Here is a 15,610-nt window from a genome sequence, read left to right as displayed (position 1 = left end):
CGCGGATTCGGCGGGGCGTGGCAAGCCCGTTCCAAGCCGCAGGGTCAAATCCGCCGCCGCAGCCACCGCCCAAGGTAGATCACCGGCCATCGCAGCACTGACATACCGGCGGCCAGAACGAACAGGCCAACCCACGGGCCGTTCTCGTAGGTGACATATCCCAGGATCGGAATACCCACGGCGATCAGCGCATAGGCGCGGGTCCAGTGGTTGTCCTTGCTGGGGATCATGGCCAGCACATTGGCGGCGATGCCCCACAGGGCGGCAAGTGCGATCGACCAGCTCATTGCTCCACCTCGCGGCCCGACCATTTGCGCCAATAATACCGGATGGGGTTGCGGAAAATCGATACGAACCCGGCAAAGGCCAGCACTCCGATCAGCCAGCCATGTGCCACGCCCAGCCAGACGATCAGAACCGGCGCGCAGATCAGCAGCACGATGCCCGGCGGGAATTGCAGGCGCATCGGCAGCAGTGCCACGACAGTGGCGCAGATCACCCAAAGGGCGGCAAAGATGACGGAATAATCCATGGTTCTCTCCGCAAATGAGTCACGTGCCAAGGCAGCGACACATCCGCAAGTTGTGCACCCAAATGCCTGCTAACGTCAAACGGCTTGTTTTTCCTTCAGCCGGTCAGGCAGCGCATTTGCCCAGGTACTGATGGTGCCGGCACCCAGGCAGACGACCATGTCGCCGGGCCGGGCCTGCTCGCGGACCAGACGCTCCAGGTCGCCTTCGTCCAGCAGCGCGCGCGCGTGGCGGTGGCCGTGGCGGATGAGGCCCTGCACCAGATCATCGCGGCTGGCGCCTTCGATCGGGTCTTCACCGGCCGAGAAGACCTCGGCAATGGCCACGACATCAGCGTCATTGAAACAGGCGCAGAAATCGTCGAACAGGTTGGACAGACGCGAATAGCGGTGCGGCTGATGCACGGCGATCACACGGCCTTCGGTCGCCTGACGCGCGGCCTTGAGCACCGCCGCGATTTCCACCGGGTGGTGGCCGTAATCGTCAATGATGGTGACGCCGTTCACCTCGCCCACCTTGGTAAAGCGGCGATTGACGCCGCCGAAATTGGCCAGCGCGTCGCGGATTTCAGCGGTTTTCATGCCCAGATGACGTGCCACGGCCACGGCCGACAGCGCGTTCGAGACGTTGTGATCGCCCGGCATCGGGAGGGTGCAACCCTCTATCACGGTATCCTCGTATTGCAAGTGGATGTCGAAATGCGCGATGCCGCCCTTGTAGGTCAGGTTGACTGCACGCACGTCGGCTTGGGCGTTGAACCCATAGGTGCGCACGCGGCGGTCGGTGATGCGGCCCACCAACGCCTGAACCTCGGCATGGTCAGTGCAGCACACCGCCAGACCGTAGAACGGGATGTTCGAGACGAAATCATGAAAGCCCGCGCGCAGCCGGTCGAAATCACCCCAATGCTCCATGTGCTCGGGGTCGATATTGGTGACGATGGCGATGGTCGCCGGCAGCCGGTTGAACGAGCCGTCGGACTCGTCGGCCTCGACCACCATCCATTCGCCCTGCCCCATCCGCGCGTTCGAGCCGTAGGCATGGATCACGCCGCCGTTGATAACGGTCGGGTCGAAATCGCCCGCCACCATCAACTCGGCCATCATCGTGGTGGTCGTGGTCTTGCCGTGGGTACCGGCGATGGCAATGTTGGATTTCAGCCGCATCAACTCGGCCAACATGTCGGCACGGCGCACCACCGGCAGGCCTAGCGCGCGCGCGCCGTCTAGTTCTGGGTTTCCCGGCTTGATCGCGGTAGAAACGACCACGACGGCCGCATTGTCGAGGTTTTCAGCCCGCTGACCCACGAAAATCTCAGCCCCCAGCGAAGCCAGACGGTCGGTGATCTTCGAAGCTTTCAAATCGGATCCCTGCACCTGGTACCCAAGGTTCAGCAGCACTTCGGCGATGCCAGACATCCCGATGCCGCCGATGCCCACGAAATGGATCGGTCCGACATCCTGCGGCAGTTTGGTTGCTGGATTCATGGGGTCTCCTTCTGCGCCAGCTGTTCGACAAGGGCCACCAGACGCTCGGTCGCGTCGGGCGCCCCGACCGACAGGGCAGCATGGGCCATTTTCTGTGCGGCTTCGGGGTTGGTCAGAACCAGTGCGATTTGCTCGGTCAGGGCGGGAACGTCAAGCGCATTTTCGGGGATCATGATTGCCCCGCCCGCTTGCACCAGCCCTCGGGCATTGGCGGTCTGGTGATCGCCCGCGGCGGCGGCGAAGGGGATCAGGATCGAAGGTCGCCCGATCACCGAGATGTCGGCCACGCTGGACGCACCCGAGCGGCTGATGACCAGCTGCGCCTCGGACATGCGGCGGGGCACGTCGTGGAAAAAGGGCTGGACCTCGGCCAGAATCCCGTGGTCGGCGTAGAAGGCGCTGACCCGTTCGGTGTCCTCCTCGCGCGCTTGGTGAGAGACGCGGATATACTGGCGCAGGCTCTCGGGCAGTGCAGCTATGGCGCCGGGGACTACATCGCTGAGGATACGAGCGCCCTGGCTGCCGCCCATCACCAGCACCGACATCGGATAGTCTCCGGGCGGGATGTAGGGCGCGGCCGCGCGTTCCAGAACGGCAGCCCGGACGGGGTTGCCGGTGTGGATGCCGTGGGCGCCCTCGGGCAGGTCGGTGGGCCAGACGCCGCAGGCCACATGCGCAACCCGCGTGGCGAACAACTGGTTCACGCGCCCCAAAACGCCGTTCTGTTCGTGGATCATGCGGGGCAGACGCAGCATAACAGCCGCGCTCAGCGCCGGGATCGACGGATAGCCGCCGAACCCAACCACCACGTCCGGCCTGTCGCGCAGCAACTGGGCCGTCATCCCGGCTACACCGGCCGCGGTCCGGGGACCGGCCAGTGCCTTGGCCGCCAGCCCGCCGCGGGCGAATGTGGCCGAGGACACCTCGACGATCTCGGTTGAATGCGGGAAACCGCCGGTATAACGCGCGCCGCGCGCATCGGTGGACAGGCGCACGCGCCAACCCTTGTTCAGCATGGCCTCAGCCAACGCCTGGGCGGGGAACATGTGGCCCCCGGTTCCGCCAGCCGCGATCAGCAAATAAGGGTTCGTCATCAGCCCCGTCCGCGCAGAATGTCGCCCAGCTCGCCCTGCGGGCGGGTGCGGGTGAAGGCCAGCAGCATGCCCAGCGCGATGCCGCCCGCAATCAACGACGAGCCGCCGTAGCTGACGAAGGGCAGCGTCATGCCCTTGGCCGGCAGCAGGCGCACCGCGACGCCCATGTTGATCATCGCCTGAACACCGAACATGCATGCCAGTCCCGTGCCCGCCAACCGGGTGAACATGTCACGCTCGCGCATCAGTCGCAGCAGGGACCGCACCACGATGATTGAATAAAGCGCGATGATGATCAGCACCAGGATCAGGCCGTATTCTTCGGCCGCGACGGCGATGATGAAATCGGTATGTGCATCGGGCAGCGACCATTTCACCTGCCCCTCGCCAACCCCAACGCCAAACAGCCCGCCCTCGCGGATTGCGTTGGTGGCATAGCCCAACTGGGTCGTCGGATCGACCTCTTGATTCAGGAAACCATCGATGCGCCGGGCGAAATGTTCAGAATTGGCGTAGGCGAACATGCCACCCAAGACGACCGCTCCGGCCATTCCCAGCAGCAGGAACATCGGTGCACCCGCCACGAAATACATCACGCCCCAGCCGAACAGGATCAGACAGGCCTGACCGAAATCAGGCTGCATCACCAACATGCCAACGATCGACATACACAGCGCAAACGACCACAACCGCCCCGGCGGGCCATTGATCTCCTGCGCGGCGGCCAGCAGCCAAGCGGCCACGACAATGAAGCCCGGCTTCAGAAACTCGGACGGTTGCAGCGAGGCGAAGCCCAGCGAATACCAGCGCACCGCACCCTTGCCGAAATCGGTTCCGAAGACCGGCAGAAAGGCCAGCGCAACAAATGAGGCCAGAAAGCCCAGCACCGCCAACCGACGCACCAAGGTGGGTGACATCATCGAGGTCAGCATCATCGCGATCAGCGCCAACACACCGAAAAGGGCCTGACGCTCGACATAATGAAACGGATCGAACCCGTTGCGCTGCGCCAAAGGCGGCGACGAGGCCAGCCCCAACAGAAGCCCGATCGCAAAAAGGATCAGCACGCAGGACATCGTCCAGCGGTCAATCGTCCGCCACCATTTCGGAAGGATCGGTTCACCGCGCTGGTCCTGGACCGCGCCATACACCATCTCAGTCATGAGATACCGCCACTATCTGCCTCGTTACCGTCCCGTTTTCGGGATCTGTTCGAGAGTCTACAGGGAAAATGCCCCTCAGGCCAGCCTCTTCCTCTTGTCATTGGCGTCAATCCGCGCCAAGGGCGAGGGATGCGATTTGACACGATCATACTGGGCGCCGGAGCCGCCGGCATGATGTGCGCCGCCCATTGCGGCGGCCGTGTACTGGTGATCGATCACGCCAAGGCGCCGGGGGAAAAGATCCGCATCTCGGGCGGGGGGCGGTGCAACTTCACAAACCTCTACGCCGGACCACAGAACTTCCTGTCGCAGAACCCGCATTTCTGCAAATCGGCGCTGGCGCGATACACCCAGTGGGACTTCATCGACCTTGTAGGCCGTCACGGCATCGCCTGGCATGAAAAGACGCTGGGGCAGCTGTTCTGCGACGGCTCATCGAAGCAGATCATCGCCATGCTGCTGGCCGAGATGGACCGCGCGGGCGCAGAGCTGTGGTTGCACACGTCGCTGCGCGGTCTGCGCAAGACCGAAGCCGGCTTTGAACTGGTGGTCGAGCGCGAGGGTGCGCGATATGACCTGAGCTGTGCCAACGTGGTATTGGCCACCGGCGGAAAATCCATCCCCAAGATGGGTGCGACCGGGCTGGCCTATGACATCGCCGCGCAGTTCGGATTGCACGTCACCGAGACCCGTGCCGCACTGGTGCCGTTCACCTTCCCCGATGGGCGGTTCAAAGACTTGTCTGGTGTTTCCGTCCCCGCGCGACTGTCGAACGATCGCGCGAGTTTCGACGAGGCGCTGCTGTTCACCCATCGCGGCCTGAGCGGGCCGGCTGTGCTGCAACTGTCCTCATACTGGCGCGAGGGCGAGGCGATCCGGATCAACCTGATCCCCGAACTGCCCCTTTTCGACCTTCTGCGCGAACGGCGGCAAAGCGCAGGCCGCAAGGCCCTGACCACCGAACTCGCGCGCCACCTGCCCGCCCGCCTGGTCGAGTTTCTGAGCGCCCAGATCCCGATGCGTGGCAACCTGGCCGATCAGTCAGATGCGGCGCTGCAGGCGCTGACCGATGCGCTGAGTGACTGGGCACTGACCCCCTCGGGCACCGAAGGGTACCGCACCGCCGAGGTCACCTTGGGCGGCATCGACACGGACAGCCTGTCATCCAAAACGATGGAGGCCAGGGATGTCCCCGGCCTCTATGCGATTGGAGAAGCGGTGGATGTCACCGGATGGCTGGGCGGATACAATTTCCAGTGGGCGTGGTCCTCGGGCCACGCCGCCGGAATTGCGATCGCCGGTCGCCTTTAGCCTACGACGTTGTAGCCGCGGCCGCGCATGCAGTTGCGGACGATGACTTCCTGCTTCTGGGTGTTTTGCAGAGCGCTGGCCCCTGCCCCCACCAGTGCGCCGGCTACGGCCGCACGGCCCAGATCGCTTGCGCTGTCGTCGATGATGGCTTTGGTGCCCGCAGCACCCGCCGCGCCAATGGCCGCCGCCCCAGCGGTATTGCTGTCGATCGTGCCCTGCTGCCGCGCTACGGCCTGACACTGCGCCAGGTCTGCGTTGTAGTTCGGGCTGACGGGTCCATCCACAATGGGTTGGTAGTTCGCGCCTGTGTTCGTGCAGGCCCCTGCCACCAGGATGGCCGGCAGGATCATTGAAAGCTTGCGGTTCAGCATGGTCTTAACCTCGTGTTGAATTCCTAGGGTAACAAAAACATTAATTCTGGTGCGTCAAGCTGATAGCACTTCAATTTGGCCCAACCGGCGGTTCATTGCAAATGTACAGTTCAAAGCCGCTTTTGAACCTGCGCCACGAAATCGTCGCCGCGCTGTTCGAAATTGTCGTACTGGTCGAAACTGGCCGCCGCGGGCGCCAGCAGCACGGTTTCACCCAGCGCGGCGTCGCGCATGGCCTGTTCGACTGCCTCGGCCATTGTGGTGCAAACGCGGGCCTCAACCGACAACTGCATGGCGAAGCCGGCCGCCTCGCGCCCGATCACATAGGCGCACAGAACCTCGTCGGTCGCGTCGTTCAGCGCGGCGATACCCCCCTCTTTCTCAAGCCCGCCGCAGATCCAGCGGATTTTTTTGAACGCGCCCAGCGCCTTGGCCGCGCTGTCGACATTGGTGGCCTTGGAGTCATTCACGAATGTCACACCGTTTGCCTCAGCGATGATCTGGCTGCGGTGCGGCAGGCCCGGATAGCTGTGCAGCGCGTCCTCGATCATCTTGGGCGCCAGGCCCAGCGCGCGACAGGCGGCATAGGCCGAACACGCGTTCTGGTGGTTGTGGGTTCCGGGCAGGCCCTTGATGCCGCGCAGGTCGATCGACGCGGCCTGGCGCCCCTTGCGATATTCCGACAGGAACCCCTTGCGGGCAAAGACCTGCCAGCCCGGGCCGGCCAATTTGCGCGCCACCGAGACGCGGATCACCCGGTCGTCGCCCGGCCCTTCGGCCAGTTGACCGGCTAGAAACGCGCCTTCGATCTCGTCCACGCCGATCACGGCGCGGTCGGGACCGCCTTCTGAGAACAGGCGGCGTTTGGCGGCAAAATAGCCGCCCATGCCCCCGTGTCGGTCCAAATGGTCGGGCGAGAGATTGGTGAACACCGCCACGTCGGGCGTCAGCGCACGCGCCAGCTCGGTCTGATAGCTGGAAAGCTCCAGCACCACCACTGATCCGTCGCCGCCGGGCTCGATATCCAGCACGCCGCGCCCGATATTGCCCGCCAGCTGCGCCTCGCGCCCCGATTGGGTCAGGATATGGTGGATCAGCGCCGCCGTGGTCGACTTCCCGTTCGAGCCGGTGACGGCGACCACACGCGGCGGCACATCGAACTTGTCCCATTCGGCACCGCCCAGCGAGCGGAAGAACAGACCAATGTCATTGTCGACCGGAACGCCGGCCTGCAGCGCGGCGGCAACAACCGGGTTGGGTTCGGGATAAAGATGGGGAATGCCGGGCGATACGATCAACGTGGCAATCGCGTCAAAGGCGCCTTCCCGCCGCAGGTCCTGACACATGAACCCCTCGGCCTCGGCCTTTTCGCGCGCGGCGGGGTTGTCATCCCAGCACACCGGCTCGGCTCCGCCCGTCCGCAATGCGCGCGCCGTGGCCAGGCCCGACCGCCCCAGCCCCAGAACCGCAACCTTATGTCCTGAAAACCCTTTGACCGGGATCATGCCGCGCACCTTCTTCCATCTGCCAATGCGCCGCTACCCTGTACCGAAGAATTGACCCTTGGCAAGGGCGGCGTCAGGCTCGCGCCCTCGGCGCGAGCCGGGCCCAACGGGTACAGGCGGGCCGCAGGCCCACCGCGCCCGGCGGGAGCCTTACCGTACTTTCAGTGTCGCAAGGCCAATCATCGCCAGGATCAGCGAGATGATCCAGAACCGGATCACGATGGTTGGCTCGGCCCAGCCCTTCTTCTCATAGTGGTGATGGATCGGCGCCATCAGGAAGACCCGCCGGCCTGTGCGTTTGAAATACAGCACCTGGATGATCACGCTCAACGCCTCGACCACGAACAGGCCGCCGACGATGGCCAGAACCAGCTCGTGCTTGGTGGCAACGGCGATGGCGCCCAGTGCGCCGCCGAGGGCCAGCGAGCCGGTATCCCCCATGAACACCGCCGCTGGCGGTGCGTTGTACCACAGAAACCCAAGCCCACCGCCAAACAATGCGGCGGTGAAGATAAGGATCTCACCCGTGCCGGGGACATAGTGCACGTCCAGATATTCGGTAAAGTCGACGCGACCCACCGCGTAGGCGATCACGCCCAAGGTCGAGGCTGCGATCATCGCGGGCATGATGGCCAGCCCGTCCAGCCCGTCGGTCAAGTTCACGGCATTCGCCGCCCCCACGATCACCACGATCGAGAACGGAATGTAGAAGATACCCAGATTGATCAGCGTGTCCTTGAAGATCGGCACGGCCAGCTGGTTCTGGAGCATTTCGGGGTGGTGCAGCGTCGCCCACAGCGCGGCCAGCGCGGCAATAATGATGCCCAAAGCCAGGCGCATTTTGCCTGAAACGCCCTTGGTATTCTGCTTCGATACCTTGGCATAGTCGTCCGCGAATCCGATGGCTGCGTAGGCCAGCGTGACGAACAGAACCATCCAGACATAGGGATTGTCCCACCGCGCCCAAATCAGCGTGGACGTCACCAGAGCACCGACAATCAGCAGCCCGCCCATCGTGGGCGTGCCGGCCTTGTTAAAGTGACCCTCGGGGCCGTCATCCCGAATTGGCTGACCCTTGCCTTGTTTCCGGCGCAGCACATTGATCAACGGCTTGCCGAACAGGAAGCCAAAGATCAGGGCCGTCAGAAAGGCGCCGCCTGCGCGGAACGTGATGTAGCGGAAGAGGTTGAAGAAATCCCCTCCGTCCGACAGGCTGGTCAACCAATAGAGCATTACAAAACCTTTCTCACACCGCGGTCATGGGTGGTCATGCATCAAGCGCGCCCACTTGCCCCATTTTCCGCAAACCGTCAACAATCCGTGCCAGCGCCATGCTGAGGGAGCCTTTGGCCAACACGGCATCGCCCGCCCGAACCAGCTGCGGAAGCTCTTGAACCATTTCGGCGCTGGTCTCGAACCACAGCCCGCGCTTGTCCTCGGGCAACGCCTCGTGCAGCGCCCGCATCAACGGACCGATGCAATGCACCTTGTCGATCCGTGCCATGGCCGGCACATCGGCCAGCCCTGCGTGCATGGCGCGCTCTTTTGGACCCAGCTCCTTCATGTCGCCCAGAAAGGCGATGCGCCTTTCGCTCTGCGCTGCCGCCAACACATCCAGCGCCGCCGCCATCGAGGTCGGATTGGCGTTGTAACTATCGTCCAGCAGTTCGATCTGCCCGCCGTCCGGCAGGGCCAGCGTCTCTCGCACGCCCCGCCCAGTGACCGGCGCCCATTTGGCCAGGCCGGAAATGGCCGCGTCCAGATCTATGCCCAGCGCGACACAGGCAGCCAGCGCGCCCAGGCCGTTCATGGCAAAATGCGTCCCCGCAGACTGCACGTCGAAGGCGAAAGGCTGGCCCATGGCCTCGGCTGTCACGTGGATGTCCGTGGGCGACTGGGTCACGCCGGTCAGCCGATAATCCGATGCGGTGCGGCCGAAATCCACGATCACGGCGCCATGCCGGGCTGCGCAGGTGCGCAGGATGTCGGTATGATCCAGGTCGGCGTTCACGATGGCGGTGCCGCCGGCCTCCAACCCTTCGAAGATGGTGGCCTTTTCGTGAGCGATGCCGGCAACCGACTCGAACGCCTCGAGGTGAACCGCAGCGACGGTGGTGACCAGCGCCACATGCGGGCGGGCCTGTCGCGCCAGGGGTGCAATTTCGCCGGGGTGGTTCATGCCGATCTCGATCACCGCATATTCGGTGTCGCGCGGCATCCGGGCCAGGGTCAGCGGAACGCCCCAATGGTTGTTGTAGCTGGCAACGCTGGCATGGGTGCGGCCTTGATCCGACAGGATGGTCGCCAGCATCTCCTTGGTCGAGGTCTTGCCCACACTGCCCGTCACCCCAATCACGCGGGCCTTGCACCGGGCACGGGCCGCGCGACCCAACGCCTCGAGCGCGGTCTGTACGTCATCGACGATCAGCAGCGGCGCATCGGCGGCCACACCTTCGGGCACCCGCGTGACCAGCGCGGCAGCAGCCCCTTTGTCCAGCGCCTGCGCCACGAAATCATGCCCGTCGCGCGCCGCCTTCAACGCCACGAACAGGTCGCCCGGTTGCAGCGTACGCGTATCGATGGACACACCGCCCGCCTGCCAGTCGGTCGTGGCCCGTCCGCCCGTCGCGGCGGCGGCCTCGGATGCGGTCCAGAGTGTCATGCGACCCTCCCGTCCAGTGCGGCCACGGCGATGCTGGCCTGTTCCACATCATCGAAGGGCAGAACCTGGTCACCTACGATCTGCCCGGTCTCGTGCCCCTTGCCCGCGATCAGCAGCGCATCGCCCGGCTGCAATGCATCTATGCCGCGCAGGATGGCCTCGGCCCGGTCGGCAACCTCGGTCGCGTCGGGGGCTCCGGCCATCACCGCAGCGCGGATGGCGGCGGGGTCTTCCGAGCGCGGGTTGTCGTCGGTGACAAAGACGATATCGGCGTTCTCGGCCGCGGCGCGGCCCATCAGCGGGCGCTTGGTCGCGTCGCGGTCGCCGCCCGCGCCGACGATGGCGATCAACCGGCCCATCACATGCGGGCGCAGCGCCTGCAGCGCAGTGGCCACAGCGTCGGGCGTGTGCGCGTAATCGACGAACACCGCAGCCCCGTTGCTGCGCGTCGCGGCCAACTGCATCCGCCCCCGCACCGTGGTCAGATGCGGCAAGGTGTCAAAGACATGGTCGGGCTCGTCTCCGCTTGCAATGACCAGCCCGCAGGCCAGCAGAACGTTTTCGGCCTGGAACCCGCCGATCAGGTTCAGCCGGGTTTGGAAGGTCTTGCCGCGCCAGGCAAAGCGCAGATCCTGCCCGGTGGCATCAAACCGTTGGTTCAACAGGCAAAGATCGACATCCCCGCTGCCCACGGTCAGGATCGACTGACCGCGCGCCTGCGCGATATCACGGATCGCGGCGCCTTTCGGGTCGTCCATGTTGATCACGGCCGTTCCGTCCTGCGGAAGAACCCGGTCGAACAGGCCGGCCTTGGCGGCGAAATACGCCTCGAACGTCGCGTGATAGTCCAGGTGATCCTGGGTGAAATTCGAAAACCCAGCCGCCGTCAGGTGCACGCCGTCCAGCCGGCGCTGTTCCAAACCATGTGACGAGGCCTCCATCGCGGCGTGGGTCACACCGGCCTCGGCGGCCTCGGCCAGACAGCGATGCAGGGTGATGGGTTCGGGTGTCGTGTGGGCCAGCGGTGCCGTCCACGCGCCCTCGACCCCTGTCGTGCCGAGATTGACGGCCATGTGGCCCAGTTCGGTCCAGATCTGGCGCACGAAGGTCGAAATCGAGGTCTTGCCGTTGGTGCCGGTGACCGCCACCATGGTGCGCGGCTGCGCCCCGAACCACAATGCGGCGGTATAGGCCAGCGTCTGGCGCGGGTCCTGCACCACCACCAGGGCGGCGTCCGAGGCGGCCAGTTCATCGGCGGCGATCCGCGCGCCTTCGGCATCGGTCAGGATGGCGGCGGCCCCCATGCGCAAGGCGTATTGGATGAATTCGCCGCCATGCACGCGCGTCCCCGGCAGCGCCGCGAACAAAAAGCCGTCCTTGACCTGACGGCTGTCCACGGCCAGCCCGGTAATCTCCGGGTCGGCACCGCCGCGCGCGGTCAGGGCCAGCTGGCTGAGTTTCTTTGACCTTGCGCCCATGACCCACCTCTGTCGGACTGCCTAATTCGAGGTCAGCGTTATAGCAGCGCGATCCTCAGGCTCAAGCCGCGGACGCAAGCCCAGCAGCGGCGCGATGCGGCCGATCAACTCGGCCGCCACGGGTACCGCCGTCCAGCCTGCCGTGCGGCGCTTTTCGCCGTAGGCCAGGATCGACGGTTCGTCCAGCGCAACGATCAGAACATATTTCGGATCGTAGGCCGGAAAGACCGAAGCGAAGGTGGCGATCACCTTGTCATCATAGTACCCGCCGCGCGGCTTGGGCTTGTCGGCGGTGCCGGTTTTACCGGCCACGGCATAGCCCGGAACGTCACCAAAGCTGGCGGTTCCGTCCGTCACCACTTTGCGAAGCATCATCAGCGATTGTTTGGCCGCGTTTTCTGACATCACTCGCGGCCCGTATTGCGGCCCGTTGCGGCGCAAGATCGTGGGGCTGACATAATGCCCGCCATTGGCGATGGCCGCATAGCCCGCCGCCAGATGCATCGGGCTGGTCGACAGGCCGTGGCCGTAGGAAATGGTGACGGTGCTCAATTCGCCCCACTTCTTGGGCTTGAGCGGCACCCCGCCCTTGGCCTCGACGATCTCGAACGGGGTGGGGTCGAACATGCCCAGCGCGTCCAGGAACTGTTGCTGGCGCTCGGCGCCGATCTGCAGCGCCAACCGCCCCGTGCCGCGGTTCGAGCTGTGCACAATCACATCGGCCACGCTGATCTTGCCGTAATTCTTGCCGTTGAATTCGCCGATCGGGAAACGCCCGATCTTCATCGGGCCCGAGGTGTCGATGATCGTGTCTGCATTCACCAGCCCCAGATCGACCGCTTGCGCGGCAGTGAAGATCTTGAAGATCGACCCCAATTCGTACACGCCCTGCACATAGCGGTTGAACAGAGGGCTGTCCGAGGGGTCAAAGCCCGAGGTCGGCGGGCGCGGACGGTCGTTCGGGTCGAACGAGGGCAACGAGGCGGCAGCAATCACTTCGCCGGTATGGGCGTTCATCAACACCGCCGAGGCGCCCTTGGCGTTCATGATCTTCATGCCGCCGTCCAACACCTGCTCGACCGCCGCCTGAACGGTCAGGTCCAGCGACAGCTGCAGCGGCTTGGTTCCGTTGGCCGGGTCGCGCAGATAGTCATCGAACTGTTTTTCCACCCCGGCCACACCGATCACCTCGGCAGCCGAGACGCCTTCGCGCCCAAAGCCTGACCCGCCAAGGATATGCGCGGCCAGCCGGCCATTGGGATAAAGCCGCATCTCGCGCGGACCGAACAGGATGCCCGGATCGCCAATGTCGTGCACCGCCTGTTTCTGCTCGGGCGAGATGCGTTTCTTGATCCACAGGAATTTACGCTTGCCGGTGAAGTCCTTGACCAACCGCTCTTTGTCCAGATCCGGGAAGATCGCCACCAGCTTTTCCGCGGCCGCGATCGGGTCGATCATCAGCGGAGGCTGGGCATAGACGGAGTAGGTATCAAGGTTAGTCGCAAGGATTCGGCCTTCGCGGTCCACGATATTCGCCCGCTGCATGGCAATCGACGCGCCCGGGGCGCTCGCCAGCGGCTCTTGCGCCTCCGAAGTTGCCAAAGCGCCCATCCGGAACCCGACAATGGCAAATGCCGCAAAGAAAAACGCGCTGAGCACCAGCAACCGCCCCTCGGCGCGGGCGCGGGCGCGGTCCTTCATCTCTTCGTGGCGGCGGCGGATATTCTCGCGTTCGATCACCTTGGGGTTTTCCCCGCGGGCGCGGGCCTCGAGGATGCGGGCAAGCGGGCGGAGCGGTGTGCGCGTCATGGGATCTGCACCTCGCCCAGGGCCTGGGTGTCGGTGATCCCCTGCAATTCGATCGGGTCGGCGATGGGCAGGTCGGGATCCTCGGCATAGGCGATCTGGTCGGCACGTCCGAACTGCTCGGCGCGCAGCGGCAGCAGGGCAAGACGCTCGAAATTCAGGTCGGCCAGTTCACGCAGTCGGTCCGGGCGGTTCAGATAGGCCCATTCGGCCTGCAATACAGCCAGCCGGGCCTGCGCCGCGCCGATCTGGTGCTGCAGGGATTGGGTTTCCTTCAGTACCTGCTGGGTGCGGTAGTTTTCCTGATAGGCCCACAAGGCCAGGCCGAAAACACCCAAGGCGGTCAATACAAACAGAATACTCTTCATCTTGCCTTACCCCCGATCATGGGCATGCCGATGGCGCGGGCATCAATTTCCCCCGCCGGAGCATCGGTACGAACAGCAACCCGCAACTTGGCCGAGCGCGCGCGTGGGTTGTCCTGCAACTCCTGCGGGTCGGGGCCGATGGCCTTGCGGGTCTTCAATGTGAATTGCGGCTGATCCTGCTGGATTTCGGGCGCATAGCGGTTGGCACGGCCGGTCTTGCCAGCGCGCGACTGGAAAAAGCGTTTGACCATCCGGTCCTCGACCGAGTGGAAAGTGACCACCGCCAGCTGTCCACCCGGCTTCAACGCGCGCTCGGCGGCCATCAGGCCCATGAACAATTCCTCGTATTCGGCGTTCACCGCAATGCGCAGCGCCTGGAACGACCGCGTGGCCGGATGGGACTGGCCGGGCTTGGCGCGGGGCAGGCAGGATTCGACGATCTCGGCCAGACGCAGGGTGGTGGTGATGGGCGACTCGGTGCGGGCCTTGACGATGGCGCGCGCGATGCGGCGGCTTGCCCGTTCCTCACCGTAGTGGAACAGGATGTCGGCCAATTGCTCCTCGGTCGCGGTGTTGACCAGATCAGCTGCGCTTTCGCCCTCCTGGCTCATGCGCATGTCCAGCGGGCCGTCCTTCATGAAGGAAAAGCCGCGCTCGGCCTGGTCCAGCTGCATGGACGAGACACCAAGGTCCAGCACCACGCCATCAAGGTCGTTGGCATATTCATCCATGCGCGAGAAAACACCCGGTTGCATCGCCAGCCGGTCGCCATATTCGGCTGCCCAATCCGCCGCCATTTCAAAGGCCAATGGATCGCGATCGACGCCGATTACCTTGTCGGCGCCAGCCTCAAGCAAACCCCGGGTATAGCCGCCCGCACCAAAGGTACCATCCAGCCAGGTGCCGGATACCGGATGAACCGCGTCCAGCAACGGGCGCAGCAGAACGGGAATATGGGGTTTGTCAGATGAAGTGTGATCCGCGCCGGCCATGCCGTCACGCACCTTCGATGCCGTCAAGGAACTGCATCGGATCGAAATCCTCGGGCAGTTCGTCCAACCAGTCTTCGGTGGCGGCCAGTTCCTCGGCCTCGTATGTCTCGGGCTTCCAGATCTGGAACGTGTCGCCCGCGGCGATAAAGAACGCCTCGCCCTCCAGCCCGATCTTGTTGCGCAGCTTGGCCGGCAACACCAGGCGACCCGTTTCATCGACATTGGTCGGGAAAGACTGCCCGTGGAACAGGCGCTGCAACATCTTGCGCTGCATCGAGCCGCGCGGCAGCGCGTCGATCTTGGCGTCGACCTCGTCGATCGCCTCCATAGTATAGCATTCAAGGTATTTGCGGCGGTGGTCACCGTAAACGATCACCAGTTCAGGATTGTCACCGGGCTGCCAGTTGGGGTCCGAGGCCTCGAGCACACGGCGAAACGAAGCCGGGATCGACACCCTGCCCTTCGCGTCCACCTTGTGGTGGCTTTCACCTCTAAACCTGCGCGCCAAGACGACTGTCCCTTTCGCTTGCGCCCCACCTACGTCTTCCCCCGGATGAAAAACGGCGGGTTGATCTGCTGCCACTGATCAACCCGCCGCATTGACCCGCTGTGCGGGATGTCCAGCTGCGCGCGCCACCTGGGGGGATGTCTGCTCGCCCGCGCGCCGGATCTCTTGAGTGATGAAAGCGAGATGCCTGTATGAAACCTGTTTATTTTTGGTTCGGGGTCGTTTGGCGCCCCATGTGCCTCGTCCTCATCGGATGAATAAGGGATGCCATGGGAATTCATGGAAATCAATGAGATTTTTTTCCAAGAAGATTAGCTTTGGAAAACTACAGCAGT

Annotated in this window: 15 protein-coding genes; 1 reads left to right on the top strand and 14 read right to left on the bottom strand. The window is 64.1% G+C overall.

The window, feature by feature from the left end:
* Window positions 1-44 precede the first annotated feature (44 nt).
* From ACR3EK_RS04280 to ftsW, 5 genes are all read right to left on the bottom strand, one after another.
* Complete coding sequence (locus tag ACR3EK_RS04280) at window positions 45-287, bottom strand: DUF2484 family protein (protein ID WP_170371537.1); 243 nt, start codon at window positions 285-287, stop codon at window positions 45-47.
* Window positions 284-532, bottom strand: a complete 249-nt coding sequence (locus tag ACR3EK_RS04275) for a DUF2484 family protein (RefSeq protein ID WP_480632763.1) — start codon at window positions 530-532, stop codon at window positions 284-286. The genes ACR3EK_RS04280 and ACR3EK_RS04275 overlap by 4 nt, the downstream gene beginning before the upstream one ends.
* Window positions 533-607: 75 nt before the next feature.
* Window positions 608-2,017, bottom strand: a complete 1,410-nt coding sequence (gene murC, locus ACR3EK_RS04270; protein ID WP_480632762.1) for a UDP-N-acetylmuramate--L-alanine ligase — start codon at window positions 2,015-2,017, stop codon at window positions 608-610.
* Window positions 2,014-3,111, bottom strand: coding sequence for a UDP-N-acetylglucosamine--N-acetylmuramyl-(pentapeptide) pyrophosphoryl-undecaprenol N-acetylglucosamine transferase (locus ACR3EK_RS04265; RefSeq protein ID WP_480632761.1), 1,098 nt, complete (start codon window positions 3,109-3,111; stop codon window positions 2,014-2,016). The genes murC and ACR3EK_RS04265 overlap by 4 nt, the downstream gene beginning before the upstream one ends.
* On the bottom strand, window positions 3,111-4,274 hold the full coding sequence (gene ftsW / locus ACR3EK_RS04260) for a putative lipid II flippase FtsW (RefSeq protein WP_093964841.1): 1,164 nt from the start codon (window positions 4,272-4,274) through the stop codon (window positions 3,111-3,113). The genes ACR3EK_RS04265 and ftsW overlap by 1 nt, the downstream gene beginning before the upstream one ends.
* A 129-nt stretch (window positions 4,275-4,403) precedes the next feature.
* On the opposite strand from ftsW, the gene ACR3EK_RS04255 reads away from it, so the two are divergent.
* Window positions 4,404-5,585, top strand: a complete 1,182-nt coding sequence (locus ACR3EK_RS04255) for a BaiN/RdsA family NAD(P)/FAD-dependent oxidoreductase (protein WP_480632760.1) — start codon at window positions 4,404-4,406, stop codon at window positions 5,583-5,585.
* Here ACR3EK_RS04255 and ACR3EK_RS04250 read toward each other — a convergent pair.
* From ACR3EK_RS04250 to mraZ, 9 genes are all read right to left on the bottom strand, one after another.
* Window positions 5,582-5,956 carry a glycine zipper family protein gene (locus tag ACR3EK_RS04250; RefSeq protein ID WP_093964839.1) on the bottom strand — a complete coding sequence of 125 codons (375 nt, stop codon included), beginning with the start codon at window positions 5,954-5,956 and terminating at the stop codon, window positions 5,582-5,584. The two genes, ACR3EK_RS04255 and ACR3EK_RS04250, sit on opposite strands and share 4 nt — an antisense overlap.
* Before the next feature lie 110 nt (window positions 5,957-6,066).
* Window positions 6,067-7,461 carry a UDP-N-acetylmuramoyl-L-alanine--D-glutamate ligase gene (gene murD / locus ACR3EK_RS04245; protein WP_480632759.1) on the bottom strand — a complete coding sequence of 465 codons (1,395 nt, stop codon included), beginning with the start codon at window positions 7,459-7,461 and terminating at the stop codon, window positions 6,067-6,069.
* Between the two features lie 150 nt (window positions 7,462-7,611).
* Window positions 7,612-8,694 (bottom strand): phospho-N-acetylmuramoyl-pentapeptide-transferase, encoded by a 1,083-nt coding sequence (mraY, locus tag ACR3EK_RS04240; RefSeq protein WP_170357281.1) that lies wholly within the window; start codon window positions 8,692-8,694, stop codon window positions 7,612-7,614.
* A 34-nt stretch (window positions 8,695-8,728) separates the two neighbouring features.
* Complete coding sequence (locus ACR3EK_RS04235) at window positions 8,729-10,123, bottom strand: UDP-N-acetylmuramoyl-tripeptide--D-alanyl-D-alanine ligase (protein WP_480632758.1); 1,395 nt, start codon at window positions 10,121-10,123, stop codon at window positions 8,729-8,731.
* The gene (locus ACR3EK_RS04230; protein ID WP_480632757.1) at window positions 10,120-11,601 is read right to left on the bottom strand and encodes a UDP-N-acetylmuramoyl-L-alanyl-D-glutamate--2,6-diaminopimelate ligase; all 1,482 of its coding nucleotides are present in this window, start codon (window positions 11,599-11,601) and stop codon (window positions 10,120-10,122) included. The genes ACR3EK_RS04235 and ACR3EK_RS04230 overlap by 4 nt, the downstream gene beginning before the upstream one ends.
* A 21-nt stretch (window positions 11,602-11,622) precedes the next feature.
* Window positions 11,623-13,410, bottom strand: a complete 1,788-nt coding sequence (locus ACR3EK_RS04225) for a peptidoglycan D,D-transpeptidase FtsI family protein (protein WP_170357278.1) — start codon at window positions 13,408-13,410, stop codon at window positions 11,623-11,625.
* Complete coding sequence (ftsL, locus tag ACR3EK_RS04220) at window positions 13,407-13,775, bottom strand: cell division protein FtsL (protein ID WP_480632756.1); 369 nt, start codon at window positions 13,773-13,775, stop codon at window positions 13,407-13,409. Before ftsL ends, ACR3EK_RS04225 begins: the two co-directional genes overlap by 4 nt.
* Complete coding sequence (gene rsmH, locus ACR3EK_RS04215) at window positions 13,772-14,767, bottom strand: 16S rRNA (cytosine(1402)-N(4))-methyltransferase RsmH (RefSeq protein ID WP_480634003.1); 996 nt, start codon at window positions 14,765-14,767, stop codon at window positions 13,772-13,774. The genes ftsL and rsmH overlap by 4 nt, the downstream gene beginning before the upstream one ends.
* Before the next feature lie 4 nt (window positions 14,768-14,771).
* Window positions 14,772-15,239 carry a division/cell wall cluster transcriptional repressor MraZ gene (gene mraZ / locus ACR3EK_RS04210; protein WP_254920219.1) on the bottom strand — a complete coding sequence of 156 codons (468 nt, stop codon included), beginning with the start codon at window positions 15,237-15,239 and terminating at the stop codon, window positions 14,772-14,774.
* Window positions 15,240-15,610: the final 371 nt, after the last annotated feature.

This window comes from Ruegeria sp. BC8, assembly GCF_056535705.1.
This window is presented reverse-complemented; position numbering and strand designations above follow the sequence as displayed.